15 protein-coding genes and 1 pseudogene are annotated in these 19,519 nt (G+C 63.6%); 7 read left to right on the forward strand and 9 right to left on the reverse strand.

What is annotated here, in order from left to right; all coding sequences use genetic code 11:
- Positions 1-107: 107 nt before the first annotated feature.
- Positions 108-1,190, forward strand: a complete 1,083-nt coding sequence (locus ACF8O8_RS22660) for an EAL domain-containing protein (RefSeq protein ID WP_392510516.1) — start codon at positions 108-110, stop codon at positions 1,188-1,190.
- A gap of 25 nt (positions 1,191-1,215) precedes the next feature.
- Here ACF8O8_RS22660 and ACF8O8_RS22665 read toward each other — a convergent pair whose 3' ends face one another.
- From ACF8O8_RS22665 to pcaQ, 5 genes are all read right to left on the reverse strand, one after another.
- Positions 1,216-1,584: a hypothetical protein gene (locus ACF8O8_RS22665; RefSeq protein ID WP_003252539.1), complete on the reverse strand. Its 369-nt coding sequence runs from the start codon at positions 1,582-1,584 to the stop codon at positions 1,216-1,218.
- The gene (locus tag ACF8O8_RS22670) at positions 1,581-1,919 is read right to left on the reverse strand and encodes a helix-turn-helix transcriptional regulator (RefSeq protein ID WP_004577645.1); all 339 of its coding nucleotides are present in this window, start codon (positions 1,917-1,919) and stop codon (positions 1,581-1,583) included. Before ACF8O8_RS22670 ends, ACF8O8_RS22665 begins: the two co-directional genes overlap by 4 nt.
- A gap of 114 nt (positions 1,920-2,033) precedes the next feature.
- Positions 2,034-2,471: a YkvA family protein gene (locus ACF8O8_RS22675; protein WP_010952766.1), complete on the reverse strand. Its 438-nt coding sequence runs from the start codon at positions 2,469-2,471 to the stop codon at positions 2,034-2,036.
- Positions 2,472-2,759: 288 nt separating this feature from the next.
- Entirely contained in the window at positions 2,760-3,512 is a 753-nt protein-coding gene (locus ACF8O8_RS22680) for an FKBP-type peptidyl-prolyl cis-trans isomerase (protein ID WP_010952765.1), read from the reverse strand.
- A 253-nt stretch (positions 3,513-3,765) separates the two neighbouring features.
- Positions 3,766-4,698, reverse strand: coding sequence for a pca operon transcription factor PcaQ (pcaQ, locus tag ACF8O8_RS22685; protein ID WP_010952764.1), 933 nt, complete (start codon positions 4,696-4,698; stop codon positions 3,766-3,768).
- Between the two features lie 177 nt (positions 4,699-4,875).
- Between pcaQ and ACF8O8_RS22690 the strand changes: the two genes are divergently transcribed.
- Positions 4,876-6,270: a hypothetical protein gene (locus ACF8O8_RS22690; protein ID WP_392510517.1), complete on the forward strand. Its 1,395-nt coding sequence runs from the start codon at positions 4,876-4,878 to the stop codon at positions 6,268-6,270.
- Between the two features lie 29 nt (positions 6,271-6,299).
- On the opposite strand, the gene ACF8O8_RS22695 is transcribed toward ACF8O8_RS22690, so the two are convergent.
- Entirely contained in the window at positions 6,300-7,229 is a 930-nt protein-coding gene (locus ACF8O8_RS22695; RefSeq protein ID WP_010952762.1) for an AraC family transcriptional regulator, read from the reverse strand.
- 295 nt (positions 7,230-7,524) lie between these two features.
- On the opposite strand from ACF8O8_RS22695, the gene ACF8O8_RS22700 reads away from it, so the two are divergent.
- From ACF8O8_RS22700 to ACF8O8_RS22715, 4 genes are all read left to right on the forward strand, one after another.
- Positions 7,525-8,865, forward strand: coding sequence for an MFS transporter (locus ACF8O8_RS22700; RefSeq protein ID WP_392510518.1), 1,341 nt, complete (start codon positions 7,525-7,527; stop codon positions 8,863-8,865).
- 220 nt (positions 8,866-9,085) lie between these two features.
- Entirely contained in the window at positions 9,086-9,796 is a 711-nt protein-coding gene (locus ACF8O8_RS22705) for a fumarylacetoacetate hydrolase family protein (RefSeq protein WP_392510519.1), read from the forward strand.
- 18 nt (positions 9,797-9,814) lie between these two features.
- On the forward strand, positions 9,815-10,573 hold the full coding sequence (locus tag ACF8O8_RS22710) for an SDR family oxidoreductase (RefSeq protein WP_392510520.1): 759 nt from the start codon (positions 9,815-9,817) through the stop codon (positions 10,571-10,573).
- Positions 10,574-10,597: 24 nt separating this feature from the next.
- Positions 10,598-11,548 carry a 2-hydroxyacid dehydrogenase gene (locus ACF8O8_RS22715; RefSeq protein ID WP_010952758.1) on the forward strand — a complete coding sequence of 317 codons (951 nt, stop codon included), beginning with the start codon at positions 10,598-10,600 and terminating at the stop codon, positions 11,546-11,548.
- 127 nt (positions 11,549-11,675) lie between these two features.
- On the opposite strand, the gene nirD is transcribed toward ACF8O8_RS22715, so the two are convergent.
- From nirD to ACF8O8_RS22730, 3 genes are all read right to left on the reverse strand, one after another.
- Complete coding sequence (gene nirD, locus ACF8O8_RS22720; RefSeq protein ID WP_014754224.1) at positions 11,676-12,038, reverse strand: nitrite reductase small subunit NirD; 363 nt, start codon at positions 12,036-12,038, stop codon at positions 11,676-11,678.
- Positions 12,038-14,590, reverse strand: coding sequence for a nitrite reductase large subunit NirB (nirB, locus tag ACF8O8_RS22725; protein WP_392510521.1), 2,553 nt, complete (start codon positions 14,588-14,590; stop codon positions 12,038-12,040). Before nirB ends, nirD begins: the two co-directional genes overlap by 1 nt.
- Before the next feature lie 270 nt (positions 14,591-14,860).
- Positions 14,861-18,886, reverse strand: coding sequence for a molybdopterin-dependent oxidoreductase (locus ACF8O8_RS22730; RefSeq protein WP_392510522.1), 4,026 nt, complete (start codon positions 18,884-18,886; stop codon positions 14,861-14,863).
- Between the two features lie 318 nt (positions 18,887-19,204).
- Here ACF8O8_RS22730 and ACF8O8_RS22735 point away from each other — a divergent pair.
- Positions 19,205-19,408 (forward strand): annotated as a pseudogene (locus ACF8O8_RS22735) (type I methionyl aminopeptidase); the annotation flags it as partial.
- Positions 19,409-19,519: the final 111 nt, after the last annotated feature.

Below are 19,519 nucleotides of genomic sequence, written 5' to 3' on the forward strand. Positions count from 1 at the left end.
CAATGATGGCAGAATAATGTGATCTGTCATCAAACAGTCATCGTGCTGTCGTGAAATATGAGGGCCGGGCATGCAGATGCCCGGCCCTTACTTTTCAGGAATCCATCATGACCGTTGCCGAACAGCTCAGTGCCTTGAGTGCCATCCTGGCTCAGCGCAGTATTCACAGTCTGTTCCAGCCAATCATGTGCCTGAGTGAACATAGGGTATTCGGCCATGAGGCGCTGAGCCGTGGCCCATCCAATAGCCCGCTGCATGCGCCGCTCAACCTGTTCACCATCGCCCGCCAGGCCGGCCGCCTGACCGAGTTGGAAGCTGCTTGCCGAGAAAGCGCCTGCCGACGCTTCAGCGAGCAGCAACTGCAGGGCAAACTGTTTCTCAACATCTCACCTGAATCGCTGCTGGAGCCGCACTACCCCTCCGGCCTGACCCTGAAACTGCTCGAACAGGTTGGCCTGCCGCCCAGCCGGGTGGTGATCGAGTTGACCGAGCACACGCCCACCGACGACTTCCAGCTGCTGTCCAATGCCCTGCACCACTATCGCGACATGGGCTTCTCGATTGCCATCGACGACCTGGGCGCGGGCTATTCCAGCCTGCGCCTGTGGTCGGAGCTGCGCCCCGAGTACGTGAAGATCGACCGGCACTTCATTGACGGCATCCACCGTGACCCGCTCAAGCGCGAGTTTGTTGGCTCTATCTTGCAGATCGCCCGCGCATCGAAGGCACAGGTGATTGCCGAGGGCATCGAGCTGGCGGAAGAGCTGGCGGTGCTGGTGGAGATGGGCGTGGACCTGGTGCAGGGCTATTTGCTAGGGCGGCCACAGGAGATGGGGGTGCGCGACAGCGGGCTTTTACCAGCGTTGACGCAGGTGCCACTGGCTGAACAACCGACAGTGCACTTGAATGCCACGATCGGGCAGCTGCTGGAGCTGTTTGGCCGATACCAGCACCTGGAGGCATTGGAAGTGGTGGATGCCGATGGCAGGGGGTGCGGGTTGATTCACAGGGATGCGCTGCCTGTGCCGGCCTATTCGCGGGTGAACCCGCTCCTACGGGGGCCTGTGCCCAATCACCAATCAGGCGTAGGAGCGGGTTTACCCGCGAATACGGTGGCGGCGGCAACGGAGAACGACGGGTGGAAATTGGCCAGCAGGCCCTGCCCTTTCGCTCAGGGTCACCACCTATAACGAATAGGCTGGAATGGGCAACGCTTCAGGCCGTTTCGGGATAGCTGTACTCGAACACCCGAACCACCTCAGAGGCATGCCACGAGGCGGCCTCCATGCCATCGACCGGCCCGGTAAACCGCCCCAGGCGCTCGACGCACTCAAAGAAGCCAGTACGCGGCAACCGGCTGGCGCCTTGGCTGATCACCAGCGAACTGCGCAATGGCTGCTCGGCACGGGCATCCAGCACCGCCAGGTATTCCAGCGCGGCAGTCAGCGTCTGCATGGCCGGGCTGGGGAGCTGCAAGCGCTCGATCAGCGCTCGGTATGTCAGCAAGTGACGTTGACGACGGGCCAGGTCAAGCTCGCCCAGCAGGTTATCCCAGTGCTGACGGCTGATCCTGACCTGGCTCATGATGGCTCGCTCCAGCCAGCCACCCCCAGATGCCAGGCCAGGGCGCGGCGGATGGCAGCATCTGGCTGGCGTTCACCCGATTCGATCATGGCCAGATACGCCGGGCTCACCCCGACATTGCGCGCCAGTTGCTCCGGGGCAATGCCCTTGGCCTGGCGAATCTGGGCGACTTCGCTGAAGGCTGGCAGAGGGGCACTGGCAGCAACGCCCTGCGCCTCACTGGAAACCGCCTCGGCTGGTGCCTGCCCTGCAGCGCTGAGCAACGCCTGGTATTGCTCCCAGGGAACTACGGCGTACTCGGGTTGACCGTCCCGGCTGATGACCTGAATACCCATTACAAACCCCTTTAAAAAGGATTACAGCATGTAATCCGTAGGCATAACCCTTATGCCAATTATATTACCAACTCCGAGGTCTGTGCAGTTGAGGTGAGATTCAGGCCGGTTTCATTACTTGTTGCGCTCCAGCCGCAGCGCTTCCGGGGTAGCCGGCAGGCGCTCGACCACGCGCAGCCGTTCGGGTGCCTGGCTATCGCGCCAGGCCTTGAAGCGCGCCAACTCGTCGGCCACGGTTTTCAGTACCCAGCCCAGCACCGCGATGTCATCGAGGAAACCCACCCCCAGCAACCAGTCCGGGATGGCATCGATGGGGCTGACGAAATACAGCAGGCCCGCCACGACAGTGACCAGTGCCTTGGGGCTGATGGCGCGGTACTCCCCCCTCCACCAGGCCAGGCACAGCGACTGCAGCAGCTTCACATCTTCACGCAGTTGGCCGAGGCGCGGGCCTTTGCGCGCCACCGCGAACAACAAGGCCGGCAAACGACCGCGGCTGAGCAGGCGCTCGGCCAATGGCAGGAAACGGGCAAAATTCCAGGGTGCGCTCATGGAGCCTCCGAGAGGAAAAGGTTATCCACATTTAGTGTGGATAACCTTGTGAACAGGGCGACGTTTCCGCCCCCAGGTGCCTGCCAGGCAAGGGGCCCGGTCAGATCGGGCGTTTTTTACACAGTCGTTTCACGCCATGACTACCTGCGGCGCAAACGATTTGCGTCAGAAACATCCTACTTCTTCACGCTGCATTTCCTCGGACAGTATCAGCTGTTGCAGGTTCGTCCAATCGGCACAAACGAAAACGCCCCAACAATGTGGGGCGTTTCCGACAACCAGCCAATGTTACTTGGCAGGTGCTTCTTCAGGGGCTTCGGCCTGCGGCTCGGCACCTTGCAACTGGGCCGGGTCCTTGATGGCGATCAGTTCCAGATCGAACACCAGTACCGAGTTGGCCGGGATCAGCGGGCTTGGGCTTTGTGCGCCATAGGCCAGTTCAGCCGGGATGAACAACTTGTACTTCTCGCCGACGTGCATCAGCTGCAAACCTTCGACCCAACCTGGGATCACACCGCTGACCGGCAGGTCGATCGGGCTGCCACGCTCGACGGAGCTGTCGAAGACCTTGCCATCGATCAGCTTGCCTTCGTAGTGGACAGTGACCACGTCAGTCGGTTTGGGCTGCGGGCCGTCGGCCTTCTTGACCACTTCGTACTGCAGGCCCGAGGCAGTGGTAACCACGCCTGGCTTCTTGGCGTTTTCTTCGAGGAATTTCTTGCCGGCGGAGGCGGCTTCTTCGCTGGCCTTGGCCAGGCGCTCCTCGGCGCGTTTCTGCAATGCGGTGAAGGCCTCTACCAGCTCTTCGTCCTTGATGCGTTGTTCTTTCTTGCTAACGGCGTCTTCGATGCCGAGGGCGACTGCTTTCGAATCAAGGTCTTCCATGCCTTCCTGAGCCAGGCTCTTGCCCATGTTCAGGCCGATACCGTAGGAGGCTTTCTGCGCCGGAGTCTTCAGCTCGGGGCTGCTGGCTTGTTGATCGCAGCCAGCCAGTACCAGGCCTACCAGGGCAACCGCAGCCGCCAAACGATGCTGTTTCATGCTATTTCCTTGTTCATGCGCCATGAGGGCAATCAGGGTAAAGCCGCGAGCTTATCAGGCGGCCATGACCAATGGCTACCGGCATAGGAGCGGGTTTTCGTAAGGAAGTTCAGTCATTAAAAGCTTCTTCATCGAAGCTTTACAGCCATTGGCCAGTATTGACCCTTTGTGCATGGTTTGCCGATTTTTTGTGGCCTTTTATTTCTGCGGGTTCTGAGGAGGGAAACATCAGGCCAGGCAGCCCCCCGGAACCTCAGGGATACCGACCCTCTCGATATTCCCCTGCCACCTCCCGCAGCACCTCACCCACCCACTGCCCCGGCAAACTCAACGGCAAGGCGGCATTGCGGCAAATCCCCACCGACCCTCCCGGCTCACGCACACCCAGGTCAAGCTCGACCAGTTCGCCACGGCGCAGGTCGAGCAGCACGGCATCACGCGGCGCCACCCACAGGCCATCGCTGCCCAGCAGGTAGCGCCGGCTCAGGGCCAGCGACAGGGTTTCCAGGCGCTGGGCCGGCATCTGGATGCCGCATTGCACAAACAGGCTGTCGGCATGCTGGCGGATGGTGGTGCCGGCCGGCGGCAGCACAAGCGGGTAACGCCCCACCTGTCCTCGCTCCACGGGCGTGCTGGCCAGCAGCGGGTGACCCGGGCGCACCACCAGGCTCATCGACTCGCTGTACAGGTGCTCGAACGACAGGCCCTGGATCTGTGGGCTGTCGGTCATGCGCCCAACCACCAGTTCCAGCTCCCCCAGGTGAAGTTGGCCAAGCAACTGCGCGCTGACCCCGGTGACCACGCTGATCACCAGCGCTTCATGGCGCTGATGCAGGCGGCACAGCACCTCGGGCATGAGCAGGCCTTCGACCGTGGACAGCACGCCAATGCGCACCTGCGACGGCGCCCGCGCTTCACCGCGCAGGCTGCTGACGCCATCGCGCAGCGCCTGCACACTGGGCCCGGCGTAACGCATGAAGCGGGTGCCGGCCGGGGTCAGCTCGACACCCTGGCGGCTGCGCTCGAACAGGCGCGCCTCGAGCAGGTCCTCAAGCTCCTTGAGGGTCTTGGAAATCGCCGGCTGGCTGATCGACAGGATATCGGCCGCCCTGGCCAGGCTGCCCTGCCGGGCAATCTCCAGGAAGCACAGCAGGTGGCGGTATTTGATGCGGGTGTCGAGGTTCATGGCAGCAAGCTTACCGCATCGCTACCTGCGGCGTATCCAGGTCTGCCGCCCCATGCTCACACCTATGCATGCATGTCCAGGCCGTTGACGCACCTGTCACTTCTGCCAGTAGCCGATCCTGGCCAAGCATCGCTCAATAGGCGTTCAGCGGTTTTAGTGTGAATGGAGCTCAACGCCATGATTCGAACCAAGAAGCACTTCCCTTCTACCCAACCAGTGCCGCCCTCTCCCCAGGCTCTTCAGCAGCTACCCGTGGCCCCCATCGATCTCAGTTATGGCCACAAAGGCCATGACCACTTCACCCCCAAGGCTCTTCAGCAGCTACCCGTGGCCCCCATCGACCTCAGTTATGGCCACAAAGGCCATGGCCACTTCACCCAAAGCGGCCGCGGCAACATGGGGTCGACGACCAGCGTGCTGAGGAGCAAAGTGCGTCCGGCCCGGTTCTATGTGACTGGGCATCAAACCGATCCCGATGGGCTACACAGTGTTTTCATTGCCTGCCTGGACGCACATGGAAAGCTTGACACCACGTTCAATGGTAGCGGCATGGTCAATTTCAACACGCTGACCACGGATCGCTACCGGAACGCCACCGGAGTAGAGGAGGACATGGCAGGCAATCTGCTGGTGACCGTGGAGCTTTTTGGGGAAAGTACCACTCATTTGTGGAAGCTGATTGCAAAAGGCGAACCCGATCTGGGCTTTGGTCAAGGAAAGGGCTATATCGACACCCGTGCCTTGTTCGGTGCAGATCTTGTGCTGGACAAAGTGGCCTGCCACCAGGAAGGGTTGGTGGCGACCGCGGCTCGATACGAAGCAGGGGATTTCAAAGCGGTGGTTGTCGCCCTGGACAGCAATGGTGGAAGGGACCCCAAATTCGGTGAAAATGGGCTTCTGGCGTTGAGCGATCTGATTCCCGAAGGCTCACTGCACAGCCTTGAAGGCATTGCCGTCATCTCCCCAACCGCCGGGGTGCAGCGCATCGTGATCTGTACTTACATAAAATGTGATTCGAGCTGGTATTCAGTAACCAGTGGTCTCTCGCTGACGGGGCGTCTCGATGACAAATTCGGCGAGGTGGGCCACCACTGGTCAGACGAAGGGATCATCAATAGCGGCTTCACGGTAGAAGACAGCAGCCAACGCATCACGTTGTACGGCCAGCACTACTCGATCGACGACGATCGCAGCCAACCGACCATCTACCGGCTGGACTATGCTGGCGAGCCTGCCCGCGAGTTCAACCAGGGGCAGGTAGTGCGTTTCAGCATCGACGGCGGGTGGTCCCATATTGAAGAAACCGAGGGGGGGCTAATCGGGTACGGTGGTTTCTTTTACTTCAACCTGGCAGTGCGCTACCAATCAGACGGCCAACTCGACACTCGCTTCGTATCCCCTCACGGCTACGGTCAGTTTGGCGCATTTTCGCCGGAGGATGGTTTCTATACCGCCGAGAATTCGATAGTAGTCGATACCGAGAACCAGCGCATGGTGGTGAGCGGGGAAGACGTACAGCAGGGCTACCGACTTCCCTGCCTGCTCGCCCTCTCTCTGAAACCGGACCAGTAGTACCCACCCCACGGCAGAAGCGGGCAGGCTTAAAGCATTGCCGCCTGCGGCGTATCCGGGTCGCGTTGCTGGCGGCGGAACTGGCCAGGTGGCAGGCCGTGAATCTGGCGGAAACGTCGGGAGAAGTAGGCCTCGTCCGCAAAGCCACAAAGCCGCGCCACCTCGCCCACTGGGCGGCTGCCGTTGAGCAGGTAGTTGCGTGCGGCGTGCATGCGCCGCTCCAGCACCAGCTCGCTGAAGGTCTTGCCGATTTCCTTGCGCAGCCAGTGGGTCAGGTAGGTCGGCGACAGGTAGGTGGCGGCGGCGACTTTCTGCAGGTTCAGGTCGGGGTCGTCGATATGTCGGCGCAGGTAGTCGCTCATGCGGCCCAGCGCGGCACGGCGGCTGAGCTGGGCCGCGTTGCTGTCGGCCAGTTCGCGCAGCGGCTCGGCGTACAGGCCGCAGACCTGGCCGATCAGTTGCAGCAACAGGCCTTTGAGGATTTCGCGGGTGCCGAAACGGCGGTTGGCATCCAGCGCACGCATGCGCTCGAGGGTTTGTCGTACCTCGGCAAAGTCCGGGTCACTCAGGTGGAAGTCGAGATGCTCCTGAAAGCGGAACGGCGACAGCTCCGGCGCCTGCAGGATCGACACTTCCTCCAGGTCCATCGGGTCGCAGGCCAGGTGCGGCAGCAGGAACGTCTGGGAGAAATTGATCACCACGAAGTCGCTGTCCGCCGGATGCGGTATTACATGCACCCGGTGCGGCAGGATGAAGGCCAGGGTGTTGCGTCTGAATGGGCGTTGCACGCTGCCGATGTGTTGCACCGTGTCGCCGCCAAGATTGACCTGGATCTGGAAGTACTCATGACGATGCGGCGCGGTCTCGGCGGGACGCCCGCGCTGGTCGCGGATGTAGAAATCCATCAGCTCGCTGCGCTGCTGCATGACATAGGTCGGAACCTCGCGCTTGGGGGGCATGGGCAATCTCCGGGATACGGGCGCTTTAAGTTGTACGATGTCCAAACTCTGCAATTTAACCCCTTATGCAAAAACCTGCGCAACCGAAAATCCACGCAGCCCTCTGAGAATGCGCTATTCAGCCAATATTTCGGGCGAAACCCTGGCTGAGAAATTTCTTGGACAGCACAGCACTGCCCCGCCTCCAATGAAAAAAACGGTCTAAATACCCCGTTGCATTCACCGCGTTGTACGACCACCTTAGAAAAGGGACTGCAGCCCAACCTCTACCAACAACAACAAACGAGGTCGACTCATGTCGAGCACGCCTACCCCCCGCGCCGCGTCGTCGTACACGCTGGACGCGGCCCCCGCCCAGCGCCTGCCTACCCGCCGCCGCTGGTTCATGCTGTCGCTGCTGCTGGTGGCGACCATCATCAACTACGTCGACCGGGTGAACATTTCCATCGCAGCGCCGTTCATGGCCAAAGACCTGGGCCTGGACAAGGTCGAGATGGGCCTGATTTTCTCCGCATTCGCCTGGACCTACGCGTTGGCCCTGGTACCGGCTGGCTTCATTGCCGACCGCTTCGGCTCACGCCTGACCTATGGCGTGTCGCTGATCAGCTGGTCGGCGGTCACCGTGGCCCAGGGCCTGGCCAGCGGCTTCGCCTCACTGTTCGGCCTGCGCCTGGCGGTCGGCGCCATGGAGGCCCCGGCCTTCCCGGCCAACAGCCGTGCGGTTACGGTATGGTTCCCCGCTCGCGAGCGCGGCATGGCCAGCAGCATCTACGTATGTGGCCAGTACCTGGGCACCGCGCTGTTCACCGGTGCGCTGCTGTGGCTGGCGACCACCTATGACTGGCGCCACGTGTTCTACAGCACCGGTCTGGTCGGCATCCTGTTCGGCGTCGTGTGGCTGGTGCTGTACCGCGACCCGCTGAACTGCAAGAAGGTAAGCAAGGAAGAACTGGCCTACATCGAGAACGGCGGTGGCCTGGTGAAGAGCAGCCAGGAACGTACGCGCTTCGACTGGCGCCAGGTTGCCGAACTGTTCCGCTATCGCCAGGTCTGGGCGATCTGCCTGGGCAAGTTCGCCAGCACCTCGGCACTGTACTTCTTCCTTACCTGGTTCCCCACTTACCTGATCGAAGAACGCCAGCTGACGCTGATCAAGGTCGGCATCTTCGCGGTCATGCCGTTCATTGGTGCCACGGTCGGCATCCTCCTGGCGGGCATCGTCTCCGACCTGCTGATCCGCAAGGGCTACTCGCTGTCGTTTGCCCGCAAGCTGCCGCTGGTGGTGGGCTCGATGCTGGGGATGTCGATCGTGCTGGTGAACTTCACCGACTCCAATGTGCTGTGCATCGCCGTGCTGACCCTGGCGTTCTTTGCCCAGGGCATAGCCTCGTCGTCGTGGGCTGCCGTGTCGGAAGTGGCGCCAAAAGAGCTGATCGGCCTGACCGGCGGCATTACCAGCCTGGCGGCGAACATCGGCGGCATCGTCACACCGATCGTGATCGGCGCGATCGTGCACGCCAGTGGCTCGTTCGCCATGGCGTTCTGGTTCATCGGTGGGGTGGCGTTGATGGGCACACTGTCTTACTCGCTGCTGCTTGGGAAGCTGTATCGCATCGAGCTGAAGGCTGCGGGCTGAGCCAAGGCGTGTATTGACGGTACCGGCCTCTTCGCGGCTAAAGCCGCTCCTACGGGGGGACGGTATTGCCCCTGGGTTTGACGCTATCCCTGTAGGAGCGGCTTTAGCCGCGAAAGGGCCGGTACAGGTGCCTTGGATAGTCCAACCCAACCCCGCTTTCGTCCAACTTTGTCGGCCAGCCGCTGGATACGCTGACCACTCCAGTACGGAGGATCCACCCATGACCTACCTGTTCAACCCGCCGGCCATCGTCAGCCTGCCGATCCGCGGCAGCGATGCGCGCTTCCCGGTCGGCCGGGTGTTCTGCCTCGGCCGCAACTACCCGTGGCCGGAATCCTACGGCGCGGCGCCGCAGGAGCCTGTGTTTTTCATGAAACCGGCAAGCAACGTGGTCGAGGCACTGGGCGAACTGCCCTTCCCGCCGCAGACCGACGAGTTCTGCCATGAAATCGAGCTGGTCGCGGCCATCGCCAAAGGCGGCGCCAACATCGCCCGCGAGCATGCCCTGGAGCACGTGTTCGGCTTTGCCGCCGGTCTGGACATGACCCGTCGCGATCATCAGCGCAAGGCCAAGGCCGAGGGCCTGCCGTGGGAAGCCGCCAAGGTATTCGAGGCTTCGGCACCGATGACCGCCATCGTCCCTGCCAGTGAATGCGACTGGCCGCTGGATACGTCGCTATGGCTGCAGGTCAATGGCCAGGAGCGCCAACGTGCACACCTCAGCCAGCAGACCTGGGCATTGGCTGAAGTGATCAGCAGGCTGTCTCGCCAACTGCCGCTGCGCCCGGGCGACCTGATCATGACCGGCAGCCCGCCCGGCGTGGCACCGCTGAACCCGGGCGACACCCTTCACGCCGGCATCGATGGTATCGGCGAACTGCACCTGCACGTCGGCCCTCGCCCTGCCGGGCATGCCGCCAACGCCGCCTGAACCTGTTGGAGCCTATCGATGAGCCAAAACAAGAAAGTCGCGCTGGTCACCGGTGCTGGCAGTGGCATCGGCCGTGCCGTCGCCCTCGCCCTGCTCGAGGACAACTTCAGCCTGGTCCTCGCCGGGCGCCGCGCCGAACCGCTACAAGCCGTCGTCGAGCAAGCGCTAGCAGCGGGCGGTGAGGCCTTGGCCGTTCCCACTGACGTGCGCGATGAGCAAAGCGTCGCGCACTTGTTCGCCACCATCGAGGAGGTGCATGGCCGCCTCGATGTGATGTTCAACAATGCCGGCATCAACGCCCCCGCTGTACCCGTCGACGAGCTGCCGTTGGAGAACTGGCGCAACGTCATCGCCACCAACGTCGATGGTGTATTCCTGTGCGCCCGCGCCGCCTTCGGCCTTATGCGTCGCCAGCAGCCGCAAGGCGGGCGGATCATCAACAACGGCTCGATCTCGGCGCACACCCCACGCCCGTTCACCGCACCTTACACCGCCAGCAAGCATGCGGTGCTGGGCCTGACCAAGGCGCTGGCGCTGGATGGTCGGCCTTACCACATCGCGTGCAGCCAGGTGGACATCGGCAACGCCCTGACCGAGTTGTCCGAGCGCATGACCCGGGGGGTGCGCCAGGCCAATGGCGAGATCGCCGCCGAGCCGATGCTCGACGTGCGGCATGTGGCCGATGCGGTGCGCTACATAGCAGCGCTGCCGCTCGACGCCAACGTACTGAACATGACCGTGATGGCCAGCAACATGCCATTCGTTGGCCGTGGCTGATCCCTGTTTATGATGGAGTGACCGATGAAACCAGAAGTCCTGCAACTGAGCCCTATCCTGATCCCGCAGATCCGTGAGCGCCTGGAACAGCTGTTCACCGTACACCGCTACTACGAACAGGCCGACAAGGAGGCCTACGTCAGCCAGCATGCTGGCAATATTCGCGGTGTGATCACCGGCGGCCACACCGGCATCAGCCAGGCGCTGATGGCGCGCCTGCCCAACCTCGAAGTGATCGCCGTCAATGGCGTCGGCACCGACGCGGTAGACCTGGCCTATGCCCGTGATCGCGGCATCCAGGTGACGGCGACCATCGGTGCGCTCACCGAGGACGTCGCCGATCTTGCCATCGGCCTGCTGATCGGCTTGTGCCGGGGGATCTGCACCGGTGACCGCTTCGTTCGCGCCGGCCGTTGGGCCACCAGCACCACGCCGCTGGCACCGCTGCCACTGGCCCGGCAGGTGTCGGGCATGCGCGTGGGCATCGTCGGCATGGGCCGGGTCGGGCGGGCGGTAGCACAGCGGGCGGCAGCCTTCGGTTGCCCGATCCGCTACACCGATCTACAGGCACTGGATGTGCCCTACGGGTTCGAGGCAGATCTGCTGCAGTTGGCCAAGGACAGCGATGCGCTGATCCTCGCAGCGGCGGCTGACAAGGGCGAGGCGCTGATCAATCGCGACGTGCTTCAGGCGTTGGGCAGCGAGGGGTACCTGATCAACATCGCACGCGGCAAGCTGGTAGATGAGCCTGCGTTGATCGCCGCGCTGCAGGCTGGCGAGATCGGTGGCGCGGCGCTGGATGTGTTTGCCGATGAACCGCGAGCGCCCGAGGCGTTGTTCGAGCGCGAAGATGTAGTCCTGCAACCGCATCGCGCCAGTGCCACGGTACAGACACGCACGCGCATGGGCGAGATGGTGGTAGCCAGCCTGGTGGATGTGTTTGCCGGGCGCACGCCGCAGGGGTTGGTTATCTAGTCGGCGTGTGCCGGCCTCTTCGCGGGCAAGCCCGCTCCCACAGGTGCAGCGCCGTATTTGAAGGCGGTGCAGATTCCGTAGGAGCGGGCTTGCCCGCGAAGAGGCCGGCACAGGCAGCAAAGGGGTATCAGGCCACCGCCAGCTCCACCGCCTCCCCCTTCAACCGCACCGGCCACACCCGCAACCTCTGCCCGGCATCCTCCAGGCACTCCCCACTCAGCAGGCTGAAATGCTGCTTGTACAACGGCGCCGCCACCACCAACTCGCCCTGCACACTGCCCACCAGCCCACGACCGATGATATTGGCACCGGAGCGTGGGTCGCGGTTGTCCACCGCGTACAGCGGCTGGGCCTGCCCCGGCAGGTAGAACAACGCCACCTGGGCCCCATCGAACCAAACCACGACCCCGGAATCGGCCACCAGGTCTTGTGCCTGGCACACCGTCTGCCAGTTTTCTTGCGTGTTCACAGCAGCATTGGCCAGGTTCATCAGACAGCCTCCTCGACAGTTGGGATCAGGTGCAGCGGTGCAGCGGGCCGGCGTTGTTCGCGTTCGCGCACGAAGTGCACGTCCGGGTCGGCGCGGCGATCGTTGACAAAGGTACGGAAGCGCTTGAGCTTCTCCGGGTCGTTGAGGGCATTGGCCCATTCGCATTCATACTGGTCGACCACATGCTGCATCTGGCTTTCCAGCTCGCTGGCCAGGCCCAGGCTGTCGTCGATCACGACCTGCTTCAGGTAGTCCAGGCCGCCTTCCAGGTTTTCGCGCCACACCGAGGTGCGCTGCAGCTTGTCGGCCGTGCGGATGTAGAACATCAGCACGCGGTCGATCAGGCGTACCAGGGCTTCGTCGTCCAGGTCGGTGGCGAACAACTCGGCATGCCGCGGGCGCATACCGCCGTTGCCGCACACGTACAGGTTCCAGCCCTTGTCGGTGGCGATAACGCCGATGTCCTTGCTCTGCGCCTCGGCGCATTCACGGGTGCATCCCGATACCGCGAACTTGAGCTTGTGGGGGCTGCGCAGGCCCTTGTAGCGGTCTTCCAGGCGCAGGGCCATGGCGACACTGTCCTGCACGCCGTAGCGGCACCAGGTACTGCCCACGCACGACTTCACCGTGCGGGTCGACTTGCCGTAGGCGTGCCCGGTTTCGAAACCGGCCTCGATCAGTTCGCCCCAGATCAGCGGCAGCTCGTGCAACTGGGCGCCGAACAGGTCGATGCGCTGGCCACCGGTGATCTTGGTGTACAGGTCGTATTTCTTGGCCACCTGGCCGATGGCGATGAGCTTGTCGGGGGTTATTTCACCACCGGGAATGCGCGGTACCACCGAATAGGTGCCGTTTTTCTGCATGTTGGCCATGAAGGTGTCGTTGGTGTCCTGCAGCGGTACCAGTGCCGGGTCCATGATCGGCTGGTTCCAGCACGAGGCGAGAATGTTGCCCACCGCCGGCTTGCAGATGTCACACCCCAGATGGCCCTTGCCATGGCGCTCGAGCAGTTCGCTGAAAGTGCGGATACCCTCCACCCGCACCAACCCGTACAGCTCCTGCCGGGTGTAGGCAAAGTGCTCGCACAGGCTCTTGTCCACCGCCACGCCGCGGGCCGTCAGTTCGTGCTCGAAGACTTGCTTGAGCAGGGCCGCGCAACCACCGCAGCCGGTCGCGGCCTTGGTGCAGCCCTTGACCGCAGCGAGGTCGCTGCAGCCGCTGTCGATCGCGGCGCACACCGCCCCCTTGCTGACGTTGTGGCAGGAGCAGATGGTCGCGCTGTCGGGCAGCGCATCGGCGCCCAGGGCCGGCGCACCACCGCCTTGCGGCAAGATCAGCGCTGCCGGGTCGGCCGGCAGGGCGATGCCGTTCTGGGCGTACTGCAACAGGGTGTCGTAATAGCTGTTGTCGCCCACCAGCACCGCGCCGAGCACGCGCTTGCCGCTGGCATCCACCACCAAACGGCGGTAAGCGCTGTTGGCTTCATCGATGAAGCGATAGCTGCGCGCGCCCGGCGTGGCACCGTGGGCATCGCCGATAGAACCGACATCCACACCCAGCAGCTTGAGCTTGGTCGACATGTCGGCGCCGGTGAACGCCACCGCCGCCTCGCCCATCAGCAGCCCGGCCAGGTTGCGCGCCATGCTGTAGCCCGGGGCGACCAGGCCGAACACGCTGCCGTTCCACGAGGCGCACTCGCCGATGGCGAAGATGCGGGGGTCGCTGCTGCGGCAGTGGTTATCGATGACCACGCCACCGCGCGCGGCGATGTCCAGGCCGCAACCCCGGCCCAGTGCATCCTGTGGGCGGATACCGGCGGAGAACACGATCAGGTCGGTTTCCAGGTGCTCACCGCCGTCGAAGTTCATGCGGTAGCGGTAGGTTTCACCGGCACTGACCGACTGGGTGGCGCGCGACAGGTGCACCCCCACACCTAGCGCTTCGATCTGCGCCTTCAACGCGGCACCGCCCTCGCCGTCCAGCTGTACCGGCATCAGCCGTGGGGCGAATTCCACCACGTGAGCTTCCAGCCCCAGCGACTTGAGGGCGTTGGCCGCTTCCAGGCCAAGCAGGCCGCCGCCGACCACCACCCCTCGGCGGGCACCGGCTGCGGCAGCACGAATGCCATCGAGGTCGTCCAGGGTGCGGTAGACCAGGCGGGCATTGCCGCTGGAGCCTTCGATCGGCGGCACGAAGGGATAGGAGCCGGTGGCCAGCACCAGTTGGTCGTAGCCATAGCGACCTGCGGCAGTGACGACTTCGCGGCGCTCGCGGTCGATCTCCAGCACGGCCTCACCCAGGTGCAGGTGCACGCCATTGGCCTCGTAGAAATCGTGCTCACACAGGGCCAGGGTTTCGGCACAGCTGCCGCCGAAGTATTCGGACAGGTGCACGCGGTCATACGCGCGTTGGCGCTCTTCGCCGAATACCCGCACCTCGAAGCGCTGCAGGGCGCCGCGACTGACCAGTTGTTCGACGCAATGGTGGCCGACCATGCCGTTGCCGACGATGACCAGTCGCTCTCGTTGCCCGCTGCTCGCTGTTGCCTTCATAAGCCGATCCTCGATCAAAAAAAAAGCGCCTGGAGCCGAAGCTCCAGGCGCCTTTGCCTGTATTCATCACGGTAGGGGGCCCGGTTGATCGCCGTTGATCAGTGGGCTTTGTTGTATCCGAGGTTAAGCAGGGAGCGTGCCAATCGGGTTGCGTGGGTTGCCTGGGTTGCCTGTGTCGGCCTCTTCGCGGGTAAACCCGCTCCTACACTTGCGCTGGGCCCGCCCAGCCAATGCACATTCAAGGTGCACAACACCCCATCTTGGAGCACTTCAGTACACATCGCGCCGATAACGCCTGGCCTTGCTCAAGCCTTCGACATAAGCCGCAGCCGCCGCCGCATCCATCCGGCCATGCTCGGCGACAATCACCCGCAACGCCGCATCCACATCCCTGGCCATGCGCTGCGCATCGCCACACACATAGAAATACGCCCCCGCCTCCAGCCATTGCCACAACAGCGCACCCTGCTCGAGCATGCGCTGCTGCACATAGATCTTCTCGACCTGGTCCCGCGAGAACGCCGTGTCCAGCCGCAGGTGCCCCGCCGCTTGCCAGGCCTGCAACTGCTCCTGGTAATAGAAATCGGTCGCTGCGTACTGCTCGCCGAAGAACAGCCAGTTGTCGCCTTTTGCCCCCCGTGCCTCTCGCTCCTCGAGAAACGCACGGAACGGTGCAATGCCAGTACCAGGGCCCACCATGATCACCGGCACGCTGTCGTCCTCGGGCAAGCGAAAGTGCTTCGACACCTGCGGGAAGATCGCCACCTTTTGCACCTGCGCACGGTCGGCAAGGAAACTTGAGCACACGCCTTTACGTTCGCCATAACGCACCGTCGATACCGTCAGATGCACCTGGCCTGGGTGCGCCAGCGGGCTGGAACTGATCGAATAGAGCCGCGGCTGCAATGGTTTGAGCAGTTCCAGCCAGCTGGCCAGCGGCAACTGCTGGGGGAAGGCGCGCAGCACATCGACCAACTGCCGGCCCCACAGCCAATCTTGCAGCTCGGCCTTGCATTCAGGCTGCAGCAAGCGCTGCAGGTCAGGCGCGTTGCTGGCAAATGCCTGCAGTTGTTGCGCAGTGACCTTGGCAATTTCCAGGTGTGTTTGCAGGGCTTCGGCCAGTGGCATGGCGCTATGACCTTTAAGCTCGACCATAGCCTGGCCATCGAGCTGCATCAGCGTCAGCAGCTCTTCTACCAGGGCCGGGCAGTTGCGCGGCCATACGCCCAGGGCATCGCCGGCAGCATAACTGAAGCCGCTGCCGCCCAGATCGAAGACCAGCTGGCGGGTTTCCTTGCTGGCGCCGGGGCCATTGAGCAGGCGGTTTTCCAGTACGGTGGCCATCCAGGGTTGCTGCTTGCTGAAGGCCGATACGGGTGCAGGTTCACTCGCCGGAGGTGGCGCCGCGGCAGTGCCCAGTGCAGGCAATAACGCTTCGAGCCAGCCAGCAAAGGCTTCGTCGAAGTCGGGCTCGCAGTCCACCCGCGCCAGCAGGCGCTGCCCTCCCAGCTCGGCCAGGCGCTGGTCGAGCTTGCGGCCAAAACCGCAGAACTGGTCGTAACTGGAGTCGCCCAGGGCCAGTACGGCATAGGGCAGCCCGGCGCAGTGAGCGCCCTCCTCGCCCTGCAAAGCCTGCCAGAAGGCCGCGCCGCTGTCGGGCGCGTCGCCATCGCCAAAGGTGCTGGCGATTAACACTACACTGGCAGCACCCTGCAGCTGGCTTGGGCTGACCGCCTCCAGGCAGCTGAGTTGCACGTTCAGACCAGCATCGCGCAGGCGCGCGGCACAGCGTTCGGCCAGTTGCTCACCATTGCCGGTCTGCGAGGCCCACAGCACCTGATGCCATGGCGTGGCCTGTACCGCGATGGGCGCAGTTGCAGGCTGGGCGAACAACCCGGCCAGCAAACCGTCAACAAACAAACGACGGCTGGCAGCCAGCGGCGCACTGGCCGGCAGGCGGGGTACGCCCTCGGCGCGGGCCTGGTCCAGGCCCAGCAGGAAACCTTGCAGGTAATGACGCTCTTCTTCGGCCAGCGCCGGAACCGGCAGGGTGTGCAGGCCAAGCAGACGGGACAGGGTGGCGGTCGGCATGCGGACAGGCTCTACAGTGGCAGTGTTCAGATCAAGGGCGTCGATGCGCTCGCCTGCGACCCGCTCCAGGGCTACGGCGCAGTGCTTGAAGGCAGGCTGCAGCGACAGCGGGTCGACCGCATCGCAGGTCGCGGCATTGATCGCCAATTGCTCGCCGATCAGGTCGTTCCAGTGAAACGGCGCAAAGCAGTTGCCCGGCATGACCCGGTCACTGATGCGCGCCGGCAACACGGCCTGCCCCCGGCGCGAGCGAACGGCCACCTGGTCCTTTTCAGCGACACCCAGCCGGGCGGCATCCTCGGGGTGAATCTCAAGGTAGGGGCCGGGCTCCAGTTTGTTCAGCGCCGGCACCTTGCCGGTCTTGGTCAACGTGTGCCACTGGTGCTGCACGCGACCGGTATTCAGCACCATGGGGTAGTCATCGTCCGGCACTTCCGCTGCCGGCAACCAGGGCCGGGCAAAGAAGCGCGCCTTGCCGCTGGCGGTGGGAAAGGCCAGTGCCGGCCGCCTACCTCGGGCATCGAGCAGGAGCGCCTGGCTGCTGCCGTCGTTGAGGTAGCGCAGCGGGCTACGATGCTGCTCGCTGCCCGGTGCACAAGGCCACTGGCGCGGCTGTGTCCGCAATTCGGCATAGCCGATACCGCGCAGGTCATAACCGGTTGAGGGGTTGTGGAAGCGGCGTATTTCCTCATACACCGCTTCGGCATTGGGGTAGTCGAAGGCGTCGGCATAGCCCATGGCACACGCCACGCGGGCAATGATCTGCCAGTCCGGCAAGCTTTGCCCGGGGGGCTCGACAGCGCGTGGCATCAGGGTCAGGTTGCGCTCGCTGTTGATCATCACACCCTCGCCTTCGGCCCACAGCGCGGCCGGCAGCAGGATGTCGGCGTAACGGTTGGTTTCGGTGTCGAGGAAGGCGTCCTGGGTAATGACCAGTTCGGCCTTGCGCAGGCCGTCGATCACTTGCTGGCGGTTGGCGACACTGGCTACCGGGTTGCTGCAGATGACCCAGCAGGCTTTCACTTCACCGGCTTTCATCTGCCCGAACAGCGCCACCGTACCCTCACCGCCCTCGCTGCGCAGGCTGCCGGGTGGCAGTTGCCACTGCCGTTCGACGAACGCGCGGTCATCTTCCACCAAGGCTGAGCGCTGGCCTGGCAAGCCGGGGCCCATGTAGCCCATGTCGCGGCCGCCCATGGCATTGGGTTGGCCGGTCAGCGAGAACGGGCCGCTACCGGGCCGGCAGATGGCACCCGTGGCCAAGTGCAGGTTACAGATGGCGTTGCTGTGCCAGGTGCCGTGAATGCTCTGGTTCAAGCCCATGGTCCAGCAGCTCATCCAGTTGTTGGCGCTGCCGATCCATTCGGCAGCCTTGATGATATCGGCCTCGGCCAGCCCGGTGATGGCGGCGACGCGCTCGGGGGTATAGTCGTCGAGGAAGGCCGGCAGTTCGTCCCAGCCTTCAGTGTGGCGGGCGATGAAATCGGGGTTGGTGTGGCCGTTGCGATGCAGCAGGTGCAAAAGGCCGTTGAGCAAGGCCATGTCGCTGCCGGGGCGCACCTGCAGAAACAGGTCGGCCTTGTCGGCGGTGGCGCTGCGCCGTGGGTCGACGACGATCAGCTTCGCACCGGCCTTGACCCGATCAAGCAGGCGCAGGAACAGGATCGGGTGGCAGTCGGCCATGTTGGCGCCGATCACCAGAAATACGTCGGCGTGCTCGAAGTCCTGGTAACTGCCAGGTGGGCCATCGGCGCCAAGCGACAGCTTGTAGCCACTGCTGGCGCTGGCCATGCACAGGCGCGAGTTGGACTCGATGTGGCGCGTACGGATAAAGCCCTTGGCCAGCTTGTTGGCCAGGTACTGAGCCTCCAGCGACATTTGCCCGGACACGTACAGCGCCACGGCATCCGGGCCGTGCTGGTCGATGATGCCGCGCAGACGCTCGGCGGTGGCAGCGATGGCCTGGTCCATGCTGGTGCGCACTGGCGGCTGGCTGCGTTGCTGGCGCAGGTAGGCGTCGGCCATGCGCCCGCTGGCACTCAGTGGCTGGTGTGCGGTGAGGCCTTTGGTGCATAGGCGGCCAAAGTTGCTCGGGTGCAGCTTGTCGCCGCTGATCTTGCCGACCTTGCCATCGGCAACGCTCATGACGATGCCGCAGCCCACGCCGCAGTAGGGGCAGACGCTGCGTACTTCGTTGTTGGCCATGGGCGGGCTCCTGTGGAAAATGCAAAAAGGCGCCGGCTGCCCCGGCATGCTGATGCAAGCGGGGCAACACGGCGCCTTTGTCGTGAAGTGGTGAGGGCTGTCGACGTTGATAGCCCGGGATGAGGGTAGATCAGCAATTTATGGGCCAGCTATACCGGCCCTTTCGCGGGCATGCCCGCTCCCACAGGGATATCGCAAGGCCTGAGGGCGGCGCAGTACCTGTGGGAGCGGGCGTGCCCGCGAAGAGGCCTGCACAGGTTACGCACCATGCGGTGGCAACCTCACGCTCCCAGGCGCTTTGCTGGGGCAATTTCCAGCATGGGCAACTGCCCTCCCCCCATGTCCCAGGTGATCCTCAAGCCCCCCGCCCAACTCGACCTGATGCGCCGCACCGGCCAGTTGCTGACCCAGGTGTTTGCCAAACTCGACAGCTTCATCCGCCCCGATGTGACCACGGTGCAGATCAACGACCGCGCCGAGGCGTTCATCGTCGATACGCTCAAGGCGCGGCCGGTGACCGAGGACGGGTTTGAGGTGCTGACGCTGCGGGAAGAAGAGTGGCGCAGCTAGCCCCTTGTTGCAGAGGGGCGGAGACGATCGCATGATGCAGAAATAAAAAAAGCGACCCTAAGG

The sequence above is a fragment of the Pseudomonas sp. TYF_14 genome, assembly GCF_043105275.1.
Taxonomy (GTDB): domain Bacteria; phylum Pseudomonadota; class Gammaproteobacteria; order Pseudomonadales; family Pseudomonadaceae; genus Aquipseudomonas; species Aquipseudomonas alloputida.